This window comes from Burkholderia sp. Bp9015, from assembly GCF_003853505.1.
In the GTDB taxonomy this organism is placed as follows: domain Bacteria; phylum Pseudomonadota; class Gammaproteobacteria; order Burkholderiales; family Burkholderiaceae; genus Burkholderia.
Genome location: NZ_QTPZ01000039.1, coordinates 15,488 through 30,951, shown reverse-complemented (window position 1 = coordinate 30,951; position 15,464 = coordinate 15,488). Strand labels below are relative to the sequence as shown.

General features: G+C 66.2%; 13 protein-coding genes. 2 read left to right on the top strand and 11 right to left on the bottom strand.

The genetic code is table 11. From position 1 onward, the window contains the following. Window positions 1–11: 11 nt before the first annotated feature. The 5 genes from DIE12_RS31010 to DIE12_RS30990 form a co-directional block, all read right to left on the bottom strand. The gene (locus DIE12_RS31010; protein WP_124523184.1) at window positions 12–2,150 is read right to left on the bottom strand and encodes a type VI secretion system Vgr family protein; all 2,139 of its coding nucleotides are present in this window, start codon (window positions 2,148–2,150) and stop codon (window positions 12–14) included. Window positions 2,151–2,284: 134 nt separating this feature from the next. After that, window positions 2,285–4,174 carry a type VI secretion system baseplate subunit TssF gene (tssF, locus tag DIE12_RS31005; RefSeq protein WP_124523182.1) on the bottom strand — a complete coding sequence of 630 codons (1,890 nt, stop codon included), beginning with the start codon at window positions 4,172–4,174 and terminating at the stop codon, window positions 2,285–2,287. A 249-nt stretch (window positions 4,175–4,423) separates the two neighbouring features. Next, window positions 4,424–4,933, bottom strand: a complete 510-nt coding sequence (locus tag DIE12_RS31000; protein ID WP_044847820.1) for an OmpA family protein — start codon at window positions 4,931–4,933, stop codon at window positions 4,424–4,426. A gap of 88 nt (window positions 4,934–5,021) precedes the next feature. Continuing rightward, complete coding sequence (locus tag DIE12_RS30995) at window positions 5,022–6,290, bottom strand: diguanylate cyclase domain-containing protein (RefSeq protein ID WP_124523180.1); 1,269 nt, start codon at window positions 6,288–6,290, stop codon at window positions 5,022–5,024. Next, window positions 6,287–6,994, bottom strand: coding sequence for a YfiR family protein (locus DIE12_RS30990; RefSeq protein ID WP_124523178.1), 708 nt, complete (start codon window positions 6,992–6,994; stop codon window positions 6,287–6,289). Before DIE12_RS30990 ends, DIE12_RS30995 begins: the two co-directional genes overlap by 4 nt. Window positions 6,995–7,072: 78 nt before the next feature. Here DIE12_RS30990 and DIE12_RS38260 point away from each other — a divergent pair, with 78 nt between their 5' ends. Next, window positions 7,073–7,228, top strand: a complete 156-nt coding sequence (locus DIE12_RS38260) for a hypothetical protein (RefSeq protein ID WP_185500410.1) — start codon at window positions 7,073–7,075, stop codon at window positions 7,226–7,228. A 184-nt stretch (window positions 7,229–7,412) separates the two neighbouring features. Here DIE12_RS38260 and DIE12_RS30985 read toward each other — a convergent pair whose 3' ends face one another. Then, on the bottom strand, window positions 7,413–8,498 hold the full coding sequence (locus DIE12_RS30985; protein WP_124523176.1) for a hypothetical protein: 1,086 nt from the start codon (window positions 8,496–8,498) through the stop codon (window positions 7,413–7,415). A 302-nt stretch (window positions 8,499–8,800) separates the two neighbouring features. Here DIE12_RS30985 and DIE12_RS30980 point away from each other — a divergent pair, with 302 nt between their 5' ends. Further along, window positions 8,801–10,042: an FAD-binding oxidoreductase gene (locus DIE12_RS30980; protein ID WP_124485219.1), complete on the top strand. Its 1,242-nt coding sequence runs from the start codon at window positions 8,801–8,803 to the stop codon at window positions 10,040–10,042. A 16-nt stretch (window positions 10,043–10,058) separates the two neighbouring features. Here DIE12_RS30980 and DIE12_RS30975 read toward each other — a convergent pair whose 3' ends face one another. From DIE12_RS30975 to DIE12_RS30955, 5 genes are all read right to left on the bottom strand, one after another. Further along, window positions 10,059–10,820 (bottom strand): FadR/GntR family transcriptional regulator, encoded by a 762-nt coding sequence (locus tag DIE12_RS30975; RefSeq protein ID WP_124523174.1) that lies wholly within the window; start codon window positions 10,818–10,820, stop codon window positions 10,059–10,061. Window positions 10,821–10,897: 77 nt separating this feature from the next. Beyond that, window positions 10,898–11,788 (bottom strand): amidohydrolase, encoded by an 891-nt coding sequence (locus tag DIE12_RS30970; RefSeq protein WP_124485217.1) that lies wholly within the window; start codon window positions 11,786–11,788, stop codon window positions 10,898–10,900. 43 nt (window positions 11,789–11,831) lie between these two features. Then, on the bottom strand, window positions 11,832–12,773 hold the full coding sequence (locus DIE12_RS30965; RefSeq protein WP_124485216.1) for an ABC transporter substrate-binding protein: 942 nt from the start codon (window positions 12,771–12,773) through the stop codon (window positions 11,832–11,834). A gap of 86 nt (window positions 12,774–12,859) precedes the next feature. Continuing rightward, window positions 12,860–13,897 (bottom strand): ABC transporter permease, encoded by a 1,038-nt coding sequence (locus DIE12_RS30960; RefSeq protein WP_124523172.1) that lies wholly within the window; start codon window positions 13,895–13,897, stop codon window positions 12,860–12,862. A 19-nt stretch (window positions 13,898–13,916) separates the two neighbouring features. Then, complete coding sequence (locus DIE12_RS30955) at window positions 13,917–15,461, bottom strand: sugar ABC transporter ATP-binding protein (RefSeq protein ID WP_124485214.1); 1,545 nt, start codon at window positions 15,459–15,461, stop codon at window positions 13,917–13,919. Window positions 15,462–15,464: the final 3 nt, after the last annotated feature.

The window sequence follows — 15,464 nt, the reverse complement described above, 5'->3', positions numbered from 1 at the left end:
TGTCGTTCGAGTTATTTGTTGAGGTCGATGCGCTTGCCGTTGACCATCACGCCGTCGTCGGTCATCAGGATCACGGAACCCTTGTGTTCGAGGCGGATGCCTTCCGGCGCGAGCGAGATCGAGCTGTCCTGCACCTTCAGCAGGATGCCGCGCTCGGCCACGTACATCTGCGTGCCGCCGCCGCCGTCCTTGGCCGGCGTCGTCACCTCGACGGTGGTCGCGGTCGTGCTGCGCTTCTCGGCGATCGTCTCGGTCAGGTTGCCCTGCGGAATCTGCTTCTCTTCGCTACCCGTCGCCACCAGCACGGTACGCATCGGGCCCAGCACCTTGTGCGTCTCGTTGTTCTCGACGACGGTGTTCATGTCCTTCTGCGCGTGCATGAAGAACTCCTGCATGCCGTTCGTATCGGTCATGCGGATTTCGTTCGACCCCTGCCCCTTGTGCGTCTGGCTCTTGATCCCCATCGTCTGGCCAGCCGCGCCGTGGTACGGATTACCTTGCTCGCCGTTGAACACGCGCCCGACGATCACCGGGTTGTCGGGATCGCCCTGGTTGAACGCGACCAGCACTTCCTGCTTGATCCGCGGAATCGCGGCCGCGCCCCAGCCGTCGCCGGCCCACGGTTGCGACACGCGCACCCACATCGAATCGGAGCCGTCCTTCTTGCCGCGCCGGTCCCACGGAAAGTGCACTTTCACGGCGCTGCCGTTGGTATAGATCTCCTCGCCCTTCGGCCCGACGACGATCGCCGACTGCGTGCCGTGAATCACCGGCTTCGGCGTCGCGCGCGGCGCACGGTACGGAATCTTCTTCGGCAGCAGCGCGAACGAATTGCGGTACGGCAGCTTCGCGCTGTGCTGCGTGTAGTCGTTCACCGCTTCATGACGCACGTGCAGGATCACGTATTCCTGGTTGTTCTCGAGGACGGGATGATTCGCCACCGTGACGGCGCCGGCCGTCGTCATGCGCCACGCATAGCCGCCGCCGGTATAGCGATGGGCCTGCGCCTCTTCGGCCTCCATCGCGAAACGCGCATAGCGGTTGCCGTCGTCGCCGTGGTCGTACAGCGACTGGTGCTCGAACCGCTCGGTCGCGTCGAGCCGCGCATGCTTGAGGTTCTGCGGCTCGGCCTCGACCAGCATCAGCGGCGACGACGGATTCTGGTAATTGAAGTCGCGAAACGTGACCTTGCCGACCCCGAAGCGCCGGCCCTCGTGCAACTGGTCGATACCGCTGTCCTCACTCGCCTCGGTCGCGGCGAACGGCACGGTGGCCAGCCCGTCGATCGGACGGAACAGCAGGTTCGTGTCGCCGATCACGAGGAAATGCTTGTCCTTCTCGTAGCGGTGCGTCCAGACCAGCCCCTCCTGCTCCATCAGCCGCGCGCAAAAGTTGTAGTAAGTCTCCTGATACATCACGACGTACTCGAGCGGCTTCTGGCTCGTCCGGATATCGAACACGAAATCGGAAAACCCGTGCTCCTGGAAAATCTCGGTGAGGATGTCCTGCGCGGTCTTGTTCTGGAAGATCCGGCAGTCGGTGGAGCGCGTCAGGAACCAGAACCACGGCACGGCCGTCAGGTGATACTGCGTGACGTTCCCGGGATTGCCGGCGCGGTCGAACGATGCGACGTAGCCGTCGAAGTAGCGGTCGGTATCGCCGGTGCCGGTTGCGACGAAGCGTTCGAGCGTCGACAGGCGCGCCTGCTGGTCGAAGCGGATCTTGACCTGCTGGCCGATCAGGTCGTCCGGGCGAAGGTCGTGGCGATGCGACAGCAGGTCGAGGTGAATCTCCGGCAACCGGTTCACGTACTCGTCGACGACGGCCGCGCTGACCAGCAGCACGTCCGGGCCGAGCGGCGTATCGAGCGTCACGTAGCGATTGAGCTGGGTCAGGCGCGCGGGGTTGGCGGCGCCGTTGATCACCTCGGCAATCGCGCCGGGCGTCTTGTCCATCAGCGAGAAACCGGTTTGCGCGAGTTGCATCGCGCGCTGGACGGTGTCGACGTGCCCGGCCAGGCCGGCGAGCGGGCCGACGCTTCCGGCAACACTCGATGCGATCGGACCTGCGAGGCCGCCGAGCGCGCTCAGGGAGCCGAGCGCACTGCCGCCCAAACCGTTGGGAATACCCCCGTTCGGAGCGAAACTCATTCTTGTTCCTTGCTTGTGTTCTCAGGTTCTGTCGGCCGGTTCGCCGGGCCGAAGCCTCGATAATGTAGGTCAAAACCCGGGGGCGCGAAAGACGCCTTCGCAAACGTTTTCGTTATCGCCCCAATAATCGGGAACTAGATCAAAGGCTGGGTGCCGGGACAAGGTTGCCCACGCCGAAGCACCGCACCGGTATGGGCTGAAAACAGCACGATCTGCACGAAGCTGTTAACCGGAACGTACGGCGCGAAAAACCGGTCCATCACGTGCGCGAACCCGCCCAGGCTGAACCCGGCGAAGCGCTGCTCGTCCACGACCAGCCGCACTTCCAGCCCTTGCACGAACGCCGAGGCCGGCTTGCCGGGCAGCCAGCACCGCACGCGCGCGGTCGACAACGAGACGAGCGCATCGAAGCGCCGTCCGGCATCGACCGAATCCTCCGCCCAGCGTGCGCAAAGCCGCCTGAGCTGAGCCAGGCCGCCTTTGTCCAGCCGGATCGCCTGTGGCACGAGAAGCGACAGCAGATCCCACAGTTCCCCGTGGCGGAAAGCCCGCGCCCGGCACCGGGTCGGCCGGTTCAGCAACATGATCGTTCCCACCGGGTCGCCTTCCGCCGGCGTCAGTTCGCACGCCTGCATCCCGGACAGGTCACCCTGGGTACAGGAAAGCCGGATCGCCAGATTGCGCTTGCCCGGATCGGCAGGTTGGCCGTCCCGGTCGGTGAGCTGGAGTTCGACGCCGTGGAGCGGCTCTGGCGTCTCGTCCGGGGCAGGCGTCGGTGTCGGCGCTTTGTCCGCCTGTTTGGCGTCGGGGTCGACAGGCTTCCGCTTCGGTGCCCGCCTCGCCTCGTCGCGCAATACAGTCCAGAACAACCCGGGACGGCCGTCCATGCCGTGCCGCAGGGAATGGAATGGCGCCAGTGCCGATGTCCCCGCGTCGGAAATCTCACGCACGGAGTCGATCGACCAGATGTCCGTGCGCGGCGTACCGGCCTGAGCCAGCGCCTTCACCGGGTAATACGCGCAACCGGCACGCGTCTCGATCGGCGCAGCATCGTCCGGGAACAGGTTGATCACGGGCGTACAGAACAAGCGCACATGGTCCGCCGTCGCGGCGGCCAGACGCTGGGCGCGATGCGAGTCCCGATGCACGCCGGCGATCGCGAGATGCAGCGCGACGCGACGACCGTCGCCGGCGGCACGCTTGAGCAGCCTCATGTCGACGTCGACAAAGTCGAAACGCTCCGGAGCGGCGCAGTACGTCATCAGCAGGTGAAACGGCCCGAGGGCGTCGTCGGGCGGCGGGGCGAGCAGCGCATCGGCCGGCTCGACGCCGACGGCCGTGATCGCCACGCCCGGCAGGCGCTTCCAGCGACCGGACTCGCCCACTTCGGCGAAACTTCGTACGGCAAGCAGCAGCGCGGCGTCCGCGAGTGCAGCGACAACCTCGCGCGCACCGGTGAAGTGCAGGCGCAGCCTGTCCGGCACGATCGCAAACGTGGCTTCCGATGCAGTCAGCTCGAACGTGATGCTCAGGAAGCCGGACGTTTCGGCGGGCAACGCCGCGTCTCGCGGTGCGATCGCCGACGTCGTGTAACGCACGGCCGCGACGGTCAACGGCACGATCGTGACGTCATCTGTCATCCGAAATACTTCGCGGCCGGCCGGCGCGATCAATCGGTCACCGCGGGGGATGACGCGAGGTGCGGTCTGCTTGTCGGTCTGGCCGCCACGAAATTGCGCAATCGCGCAGGAAGGAAACGGGCGCAGGAACGTGCCGTGCAGCGATTCGAGAAGGCTGTGTGAAAACGCAGGCACGTCATCCTCGAGACGGATGTCGTGAGACGCCGCCAGCAACGCGAACGACTGCAACAAGCGTTCGACGTGCGGGTCGTCCGAATGCTCGCCAGTGATCGCAAGGCGCGCGGCGATCTTGGGAAAGCGCTGCGCGAACGTCTGCATCGAACGGCGCAGCAGCGCAAGCTCACGTTCGAAATGCCGAAGCAGGTCGTTGGGTTCCAGGGCCATACACGTTCCGGTAGCCGCTGCACTCGCCGCTTGGCCATGCAGCGTTCAAAAAAGGCGGAACGATTTTATTCAGGCAGTTGAAAACTTCGTTTCAGATTTTCCGGGAAACTTCCAGTCACGCGTGTCCGTTTCGTGCCGCAGATCCGGCCCGGTTGCCGTGATCATCAAGGTTCGCCGCTCGCGAATGGACGTTCGGGCTTCTGCATGGCAATGGTGGCAAACTGTTACAGCCCAACGCATGCGCTCCCCTCACCGCGGCGACACCACAATCGCCGCCCTCCGGTTCTGCGCCCGCCCGGCGGGTGTCCGGTTATCCCCCACCGGATCGCTCTTCCCCTTCCCGACCACCGCGATCTGCTTGCCGTCCAGCCCCACATCCACCAGCTCGATCGCCACCACCTCCGCCCGCCGCCGGGACAACTCGAGATCGTAAGCCGTCTCCCCTTCCTCGTCCGAGTACCCATAAACCCGCACACCGTTGATCCCGGCCGACCTCAACGTCCTCCCGATCCGCTCGACGATCCGCCTGACGACCGGCTTGAGGTTGTACCGATCAAAGTCAAACAAAATCGGCCCCGTCGACCCGAACTCGAACCCCTGCTCGGTCTCCTGAAACCCGGCCGACTTCAGCGCCGTGACTTGCGTCTGCGTGAGCCCACGATGAAGCGGCGGCGTCTTGCACCCGCCGAGCAGCAGGCACAGCAGCACCGCGCTCGCGACGCACATCCTCCCCATGCTCACAGATAACGCGTTTTTCATCACAGTCCCCTTGCTTCGCATGCGCCCGCATCGCGTGCGCTTCTTATCCCGCCGCCGCGGCCTCGCCCGCAGCGCGAAACGATCGACGTCAAACCGGCCCGGCTACGCCTTCCGACAACTGCCACGACCCCGGCCGCGCACGCTTGGCGCGGTACATCGCGGCATCCGCCGCGCGCAGCAAGCCGCTCGCGTCGGACGCATGGTCGGGATACAGCGCAACGCCGGCACTCATCATGGTGGCCACCATGCGTCCGTCGGGCAACTCGATCGACGACACCATGCCGGACAAAATCTGGTCGGCGATCAGGCACACGCTGTCCGTGTCGCGCACACCCGTCAGCATCACCGCGAATTCATCGCCGCCCAGGCGAGCGACGAGATCGGTTTCGCGCACCTGCGCGCGCAACCGTGCCGCGACGCCGACCAGCACCGCATCGCCGGCATCGTGGCCAAGGCAGTCGTTGATTTCCTTGAAGCGGTCGCAGTCGAGATACAGGATGGCGACCCGCTGTCCCGTCAACACGGCGTCGCAGAGTGCAAGCGACAGACGCGACTCGAACTGCACGCGGTTGGGCAAACCGGTGAGCGCATCGTGCGTCGCCTTGTATTCGAGCGACGCGTTCTCGTCGCGCAGCGTGTTCTGCCATTCCTCGAGTTCATCGAGCAGCGCATTGAAGTCGTCGCCGAGCTGGTTCAGTTCGGCGATCGCCACCGGCTCGACACGACGCGCGAATGCACGCTCGCGCCGCACGGCGTGCGCGACGGCGGCAAGCGCGCGCAGCGGCGCGACGATATTGCGCAGCAGACGCTTCGAGCTGATGTAAGCGCCGAACACGCTGACGACGAGACAGCCGAGAATGCCGCCGATGCCGCCGAGCAGGAATCCGAAGAACTGATGCCCGCGGCCACGCACGATCACCTGACCGACGACGATGCCGTCGTGCATCACCGGAACGGTCACGGCGCCCGGCAACGCGAGAGCGGCGACGACGCGCTCGAGCCCGGCGATCCGGCCGCCGGCAGGCAGCTTCCAGGTCGCGAACAACTGCCCCTTGTTGTCCGTGACCACCACCTGCGCGACGTCCTCATCGCTGGCGATCGTCGCGATCGCTTCGCTCGCCGCGGCACGGTCGCCGAACACGAGCGCCGCCTCGACCGTGTAACCGAGCGAGCGGGCCAGCAGGTTGAGGTTGTTGCCGGCATACGCACGCAACGCGATCACGGCGACGACGATCAGCGACACGGCGGCCATCGTCACCGCGACGAACGCCAGGCGCAGGTGCGCGCGGCGCAACACGCTTTGCAGCGTCGGGCGCGGCACGCGTGAGGACGCGATGGGGGGCGCGGAACGTGTCATGGCGTCAGCGTCCGCCGCGCGAGGTTGAGCACGTTCGGATGCACGCGCACGCCACTGCGCGCGACGGCGTCGAGATTGATGTCGAACGTCACGTGCTCGCCTTCGACCGTCAGACAGAACATGCTGCCCGCGGTGCACGACGGATCGTGTTCGGCGATGGTCAGCACCGGACGGCCGGCGAGCGCGGTTCTCACCCGCATTCGCTCGTCGTTGCCGAGCGCGCCGAGATACACGACGTCGCAGGCGATGCCGAGCGAGGGATCGTCGAAGCGGACGCGCTGCACGTCGAGCACGGTCGAGCCGGCCTGCATCGTGTCGGTGAGGTCGCCCGCGTAGTCGGGCCTGCCCGTCACGCACAGATGCAGGCGCACGGGCGTCGTCGGCCAGCGCGTGAAACTGACGATGCCGAGCACGACCTGGCGTACGTTGGAGTCGTGTGACGAAAAGGCGGGACCCGTCGGGCCGGCGGGCGTCGCGGTGGCTGCGACGTGCATCGTGTCGACCGGGTCGCCCCTGTCGGCAAGCGATCCGGCGAGGACGGAAGGGACAACGCTCAGAACGCAAACGATTGCGATGAATGCGTGACGCAACGACGCGACTCGGCCCGACCGGCCGCACGCCGTCCGCGCGGCGATTGCCGCCGCACCCGCTGGCGTCGATGCGGCCGCATGCTTCGCGGCCGTCGCGCACACACTCGCATCCATGATGGAAACATCGGTTGCAGTCGTTCCCGGCCCTGCCTCCTGCCTGCCGTGTGCGTGCGCAGGTACCGTGTCACGCACATGATTGCTTCCATCTTAGGTAAAAATTCGCAACCCGAACCAGTGGGATACTCCCGCCAAATAACCGTCGGAAAGTATGTTGAATCAGCGTTGAGCCTGGTGATGGCGGTGAAAGCGAAGCGCAACGCCGATCTGAATTCGGCTTCCGCAGATTGATCAGCGGATAGGACGACCGTGCGCATCAAGCACATGCAGTTTCGCAGAGGCGCACCGGGCCGGTTTCCAATACGCATCGATGCACAGCCAGTAAAAGTTGCTGCACGATTCCGCGCCTGACGAAACGGATCCGTCATACGATGCGCGACACGACAAGGATTCATGCGCCCGCGGAAAACGGTACCTACTTCGCTTTACACGGCACGGTCCGGAATACATACCCGTACCCGTCCTTCACGGCCTCCGACACACTGTCGTCACCGATGCGTGCGAACAACCCCGCACGACTGTCCCCACGGCACGCGCTTGCCGCCGAATACGTCGTCCGTACCAGCACGTGAGAAAACAGCGTCCGGGTCTCGATACTGCCTATGAGATAGGTGGGCCCCATCAGCAACGCTATTGCCCAGAACACCATGCCACACGGCGCCAGCATGGCAATCACCTGGCGAAGCCGCTTCCGGCCGTCAGGCTCCGTTTTTTTTAGCCCGAACCTGAGCCTTCTCCAGGTCACGGTCATCCGTTCAGCTCCGTGCGTGCTGAATATCCTGACTTGATTTGCAGCATGCTGAATGATCATGCTGCCGACCAGGAAAACCAACTGAAATACGAAGAACGCAACGAGCATAAGTCCCGCTGCCTGAACCAGACGCAGCGCGAAAAATACGGAAGCCGACAGGCCCGTGAAGCTGGAAAAGTGGTCGGCGGTTTCATGCGTCAGCGTCAGGACCAGTCGCTCCGCGTCCGAGTGCGCGAGCCAAAGCGCGATCGACGCCACCGCCAGATAGGCGCCCTTTCCCAATACCTTGCTCCACGTCCAGCGCGCGACCAGGCTCAACACATGGTAGATGTGTCGAGCAGCCGCGTATGCAAGGAGAAGAAACACCGGTATGGAGAAACGGCCGATCCGCGGCATATCCAGCCCAATCCACAGGATTCCGGAAAGCAGCAACATCATTGCGACCAGACCATAAGCCACGGTGACATCCGGAGGAAGTTTCGCGATCGGGCGCAGTTTCCGCATGACTCTGACCGTGCGGCGGATCAGCCATGTTCGAAATGGCCGCAGCATGGGGATCCATTCACGCAAGATCCCATACAGCATCGTTGCCGAAATCGCACCGACCACAAGTCTGATCACCAGCTGAAACCTGAGGAGCTGCAGGATGACGAACAGTCCCGCCAAAACGGCTGCGCTGCGAACGAGCGGCGATCGATGCCACGGAATTGCGGCAGGTTGTCGGGCCTCGGAAATATTGTTTTCGGGCATGGAGCGCTCTCGTGACCAGTTGGCAAATTCGACGAAGTCGCCCGCTCTCCAGGTACTCGAATCGCTCCGGAAGTGAGAAATGCAATTTGCGCGACGCCTTCGTATCCGGCTGCGTACGGCCGGCCGCCTAGCGTACAACCGGAATGGTTGTTGCGACAACCTCACGGCCAAGCGCCCGATTCGCGCATCGTCGCGTTCGCGAGTATCCTAGCTGATCATTCGATTGCAATTCCGAGCACCCGACCGAAGCGCCGTCGCCGACTTCGAGTGTTGATCGCTAACCGTCTATTTCGCCTTCCCTCATGGACTTCGACGTAATCGTTCTGGGCGCGGGCATCGTCGGCGTCTCCGCCGCGCTGCACCTGCAGGATCGCGGCCGCAAGGTCGCCCTCGTCGACCGCGGCGCGCCCGGCGAAGGCACGAGCTTCGGCAACGCGGGGCTGATCGAGCGCTCGTCGGTCGAGCCGTATCCGTTCCCGCGCAGCCCGTTCACGCTGATGCGCTACGCGCTGAACCGCTCCACCGATCTCTACTGGCACAGCACGTCGCTGCCCGCGTTCGCGCCGTGGCTCGCGAGGTTCTGGTGGGAATCGGCGCCGCTGCGTCACGCGGCGGCCTCGCGCGACATGCTGCCGCTGATCGAGCGCTGCATCGTCGAGCACGACGCGCTGATCGCACGCGCCGGCGCCACCGAGCTGATCCGCGCGAGCGGCTGGATGGAAGCGTTCCGCACGCCGGCCGCGTTCGAACGCGCCGTCACCGATGCGGGACTCACCGCGCGCCGCCACGGGCTCGGCATCACGCCGCTCGATGCCGCGACGCTGCGCGCGCAGGAACCGAGCCTCGCGCCCGGCTTCTGCGGCGCGCTGCACTGGCTCGATCCGAAAAGCGTCGTCGATCCGTCCGCGCTCGTCAAAACCTATGCGCAACTCTTCGTGCAAGGCGGCGGCACGCTGCTCACGGGCGATGCGGCGAGCCTCGACGCGCTGTCGCCCGGCTGGCAGGTCACGACGGACGACGGCAAGATCGCCGCGCCGGCCGTGGTCGTCGCGCTCGGCCCGTGGTCCGACACGGTGTTCGGCAAGTTCGGCTACAAGATTCCGCTGCGCGAGAAGCGCGGCTATCACATGCACTACGCGCCGTCCGAACGCGGCGCGCCGTCGGCGCCGATCGTCGATCGCGAATACGGCTACGTGATCGCGCCGATGCGGCGCGGCTTGCGGCTGACCACCGGCGTCGAGATCGCCCGGCGCGGCCTGCCGCCGACCGGCGTACAACTCGAGCGCGCGGAACGCGTCGCGCGCCCGGTGTTCGGCTTCGGCGAACGGCTCGACCCGCAGCCGTGGCTCGGCTTCCGGCCGTGCACGCCCGACATGCGGCCGGTGATCGGCCCCGCGCCCGCGCATCGCGGGCTGTGGTTCTCGTTCGGACACAACCATCACGGGCTCACGCTCGGCCCCGTCTCCGGCCGCCTGCTGGCCGAGATGATGACCGGCGAAGCGCCGTTTACCGACCCGACGCCCTACCGCGCCGACCGCTTCTGATTGCGCTCGCCCGCGCTCAGTCGAGCGCGCGGCCGAAGATCCGGATCACCTCGTCGAGATGCTCGGCCATCGCACGGCGCGCGGCCTCCGGGTCGCGCGCACGGATCGCGTCGAGGATCGCGCGGTGTTCGAGCTCCGAGCGGTGCGGCATGTCGTTGGGCATGTACAGCGACTGCAGCCGCTGGAACATCAGGTCGTACTTGTGCGCGAGCAGCTGCTTGATCATCAGCGCATACGCGGGGTTGTCGCTCGCTTCCGCGATACGGATATGGAACAACCGGTCGCCCGGATGCGTGAGCGAGCCGCTGCGGTTGTCTTCCTGGTTGCGCAGGAACGCCGCGTGAATCCCTTCGATCTGCGCGTCCGAGCCGTGCTTCGCGGCGAGCGACGCGGCTTCCGGCTCGATCAGCCGGCGCGCCTGCAGCAGCGCGAACGGCGGGATTTCGGTATCGAGGTCGAGCGCGATGCCGAGCTCGGGATCGATCTCGACGACCGGGAACGGCGCAACCTTCGTATCGGGCCGCGGCTCCGGCGCGGCGGCCGCCTCGGGTTGGCGCACCTTCACGCCGTCGCCGACACGCACGCTGACGAGCCCGCTGACTTCGAGCGCGATCAGCGCCTCGCGCACCGACGTGCGCGACACGCCGAACTGCTCGGCCAGTTCGCGCTCGGGCGGCAAATAGCTGCCCGGCGGGAAGTCGCCGGACTCGATCATCGTGCTGAGCTTGTCGGCGATCTGCTGGTAGAGGCGGCGGTTCTGAATCGGCTGGATGGACATACGTTGATACAGGTAAGCGATTGCATTGCGGACGGTCTGACGAATGGAGCGCGCGCGTCGGGCCGTTCGCGCCTATTTTATATGCGGGGCTTCGAATCGCCGGGCAGCGCATAGCAACGCGCGGCCGTGCCGCCCCACAGCGCGTTGCGCTCGGCCGCCGACAACCGCGCTTCGGCCCAGCGCTCGACCAGCGACGCCACTTCGTCATACGACGCCGCAAGCAGGCACACGGGCCAGTCCGACCCGAACATCAGCCGCTGCGGGCCGAACGCGTCGAGCGCCGCGTCGAGGCATTGCTCGATGTGCCGGATGTCCTGCCCGCGCAGGCCGCGCCGCCAGTCCGTCTCGGTCACGAGCCCCGACAGCTTGCACACGACGTGCGGCAGCGCGCCCAGCTCGCGCAACCCGGCACGCCAGCGGGCAAGCGCAGCGCCATCGCGGTGGAATTCGGCGAGCGGCGGCTTGCCGGCATGATCGAGCACGAGCCAGTGCGCATCGTGCCGCGCGCAGAACGCGCGCACGTCGGGCAACTGGCGCTCGAACACGAGCACGTCGTACACATAGCCGTTCGCCTGCAGCCACGCGACACCGCGATTGAACGCGGGATCCGCGACGAACGCGCCGACGTCGGCTTCGTCCTGCACCTGGTGACGAAAGCCGCGCAGCTTCGGGCTGCGCCATTCGGCGATGCGCTCGGCGAGTTCCGGCGCACCGAGATCCTCCCAGCCGACCACCGCCGCGATGTGCGCATCGTCGCGGGCGAGATCGAGCAGGAACGCCGTCTCGTCGCGCCCGGCGCGCGCCTGCACCGCGATCGACGCGCCGAGCGCCTGTGCATGCATCTGCGGCCACAGCGCGTCGGGCAGGTAGTCGCGGGCGAGCACGCCCATGCCGGGACCGATCCACGGATAGTCGGCCGCGCGGTAACGCCAGAAGTGCTGGTGGGAATCGATACGCACTGCGCCCATGGTGTCCTCGTGATTCACCGTTGCCCGCCGCGTCACGTCGCGCTCAGTCGTACAGCACCGCCGTGATTTTCGGGTCGTCGATATTGGTCTTGTCGTACCAGTAGAAACCGGTATCGATGACCTTCGGCAGCTTCTCGCCCTTGACCGACTTCACGGCCGCCTCGACCGTCTTGTAGCCGATCCCGACCGGGTTCTGCGTGATCGCGCCGGCCATCAGCCCGCTGCGGATCGCGTCCTTCTGCTGCTTGCCCGAATCGTAGCCGATGATCACGACCTTGCGCTTCATCTCGCGCACGCCGTTCACCACGCCGATCGCCGAGCCTTCGTTGGTGCCGAACAAGCCCTTGAGCTTCGGATACGCCTGCAGGATCGACTTCGTCACTTCGGTGGACTTCAGCTGATCGCCCTCGCCATACTGCACGGTCACGACCTGCACCTTCGGGTGCGCGGACTTCATCCGTTCGAGAAAGCCGTCGCGGCGGTCGATGCCCGTGCGGCTCGTCTGGTCGTGCGCGACCACGGCCACCTCGCCTTCGTCGCCGATCAGCGCGGCGAGCTTGTCGGCGGCGAGCGCGGCGGCGGCCTTGTTGTTGGTCGCGGCGGTCGTCACCGGGATGTCGCTGTCGACGCCCGAGTCGAACGCGATCACCGGAATCTTCTCGGCCTGCGCCTTCTTCAGGAGCGGCAGCGCGGCCTTGCTGTCGAGCGCCGCGAAGCCGAGCGCGGCCGGCTTCTTCGCGATCGCGGCGGACAGCATGTCGATCTGCTTGTCGACCATCGCCTCGGTTTCGGGGCCTTCGAACGTCACCTTCACCTTGTAGTCCTTCGCGGCCTGCATCGCGCCCGCCTTCACGGCCTGCCAGAACTGATGCTGGAAGCCCTTCGAGATCAGCGGGATGTAGGATTCCTGCGCCTGCGCGCCGGCCGTCGCGCCGACGGCGAACGTCAGCCCGACGATCGCGTTCAACACCTTGCTCCTGATCACTTCGCGTCTCCTTGGTTGGTATCGACTGAAATGCCGGCCCGGCCGGCGGTGAAGCGCCTGCATGTTCGTGTTCGTGCGTGCATGCGTCAGCGGCGGCGCCGGCGCAGGATGTCCACGTAGACGGCGAGGATGATGATCACGCCCGTCACGACCGTCTGCCATTCCTGCGCGACCGACATGATGCGCAGGCCGTTGGTCAGCACGCTCATGATGAACGCGCCGATGATGGTGCCGACGATGCTGCCCGCGCCGCCCGACAGCGACGTGCCGCCGATCACGACGGCCGCGATCGCGTCGAGCTCGTAGCCTTGCCCGAGCGCGGGCTGCGCGGAATTCAGCCGCGACGCGATCAGCAGCCCGGCGATCCCGCACACAGCGCCGCTGAACGTGTAGACGGCGATCTTCCACGCATCGACATTCACGCCGGACAGCCGCAGCGCTTCCTCGTTGCTGCCGAGCGCGAACGTGTAGCGGCCGAAGATCGTCCGGTTCAGCACGATCGACGCGCCGACCGCGACGAGGAACAGGATCAGCACCGCGTTCGGGATCGGCAGCGCGGGAACGAGGCTGCCGATCAGCGAATCCTGCGCGATCGACGTGAAGCCCGGCGTGTCGTTGAAGTAGATCGGCCGCGTGCCCGAGATCACGAGCGACAGCCCCTTGAGCAGCATCATCATGCCGAGCGTCGCGATGAACGGCGGCACCTTCATCTTCGCGATCACGAAGCCCGACACGCTGCCCGACAGCGCGCCGAACGATAGCGCGGCCAGGATCCCGAGCGGCAGCGGCAGGCCCCACTTCGTCAGCACGACGCCGGCCATCACCGCGCAGAAGGTCATCAGCGTGCCGACCGACAGGTCGATGCCCGACGTGATGATCACGTAGGTACACGCGACGGCCAGCACACCGTTCACGGCGGTGGCCTGCAGGATCGTCACGAGGTTGTCGACTTCGAGGAAGTTCGGCGACGCGAAGCTGAAGAACACGATCAGCAGCACGAGGCTCGCGAACGCGAGCAGCTTCTGCCGCGCGGCCGGGTTGAAGAAGCGGGCACGGAGGCCCGCTGCGCCGGCCGGCGTGTCGCCGGTGGCAAGAGGCGGAACGGGATGCGTATCGTTGGACATGATCGGGTAAGCGTCGGAATCAGGACAATACGGTCGACTCGCGCTGCGTCGCGAGCTGCATGATCTTTTCCTGCGTGGCGTCGGCCGCGCGCAATTCGCCGGTCACGCGCCCTTCGCACATCACGAGGATCCGGTGGCTCATGCGCAGCACCTCGGGCAGCTCCGACGAGATCATCACGATCGCCTTGCCGTCGGCGGCGAGCGCGTCGAGCAGCTTGTAGATTTCGCTTTTCGCGCCGACGTCGATGCCGCGGGTCGGCTCGTCGAAGAACAGGATGTCGCAGTCGCGCAGCAGCCACTTCGCGATCACGATCTTCTGCTGGTTGCCGCCCGACAGGAGCCGCGCCGGCTGCGCGACGGACGGCGTGCGGATCGCGAGCTGCCGCACGTACGACTGCGCGGTGTCGCGCATCCCGCGCGCATCGAGGAACATGCCGCGGCGCACGAAGCGCCGCATGCTCGACAGCGCGATGTTGTTCTGCACGTCCATCCCGACCGCCAGCCCGAAGTGCTTGCGGTCCTCCGAGAGATAACCGATCCCGTGCCTCACCGCGTCGGCCGGCGTGCGGATCGTCACGGTCTTGCCGTGCACGCGGATCTCGCCCGCGTCGACCGGGTCCGCGCCGAACACCGCGCGCGCGACCTCGGTACGGCCCGCGCCCATCAGCCCCGCAAAGCCGAGGATCTCGCCGCGCCGCAGCGTGAAGCCGACATCGCGGATCGCGCGGCCGCGCGACAGCCCGCGCACCTCGAGCGCGACCGCGTTGGCCGACGTATCGGGCGGCGTTCGGAACGTCGCATCGAGCTGGCGGCCGACCATCATCGCGATGATCGCTTCCATCGACGTATCCGCCATCGGCACGGTCGCGACGTACTTGCCGTCGCGCATCACCGTCACGCGATCGGCGATCTGGCGCAGCTCGTCCATCTTGTGCGAGATGTAGACGATGCCGACGCCGTGCGCGCGCAGGTCGCCGATGATGCGGAACAGCTCGGCGATTTCCGCGTTGTTCAGCGCGGCGGTCGGTTCATCCATGATCAGCACGCGCGAGTCGAACGACAGCGCCTTCGCGATCTCGACCATCTGCTGCTTCGCGACCGTCAGCCGGCCGACCGGTGTGCGCGGGTCGAGATCGAGCCGCATCCGCGCGAAGATCGCGGCGGCGTCGCGGTTCAGCCGGTCCTCGTCGACGAACACGCCGAAGCGGCCGCGCGGCTCGCGGCCGATGAAGATGTTCTGCGCGACGCTCAGGTGGTTCATCAGGTTCAGTTCCTGATGGATGATGCCGATCCCGAGCGCCTGCGCGGCGCGCGGATCGTCGATGTCCACCGCGCGGCCGTCGATCCGGATCTCGCCTTCGTCCTTCTGGTACACGCCGGCGAGAATCTTCATCAGCGTCGACTTGCCCGCGCCGTTCTCGCCCATCAGCGCATGCACTTCGCCGGCGCGCAGGTCGAAGCGGCAATCGTCGAGCGCCAGCACGCCCGGAAAGCGCTTGCTGACGCCGGTCAGCTCGATCAGCGCCGCGGGCGCGGGGGTCGTCGGGTTCGGATCGGGTTGCATGGC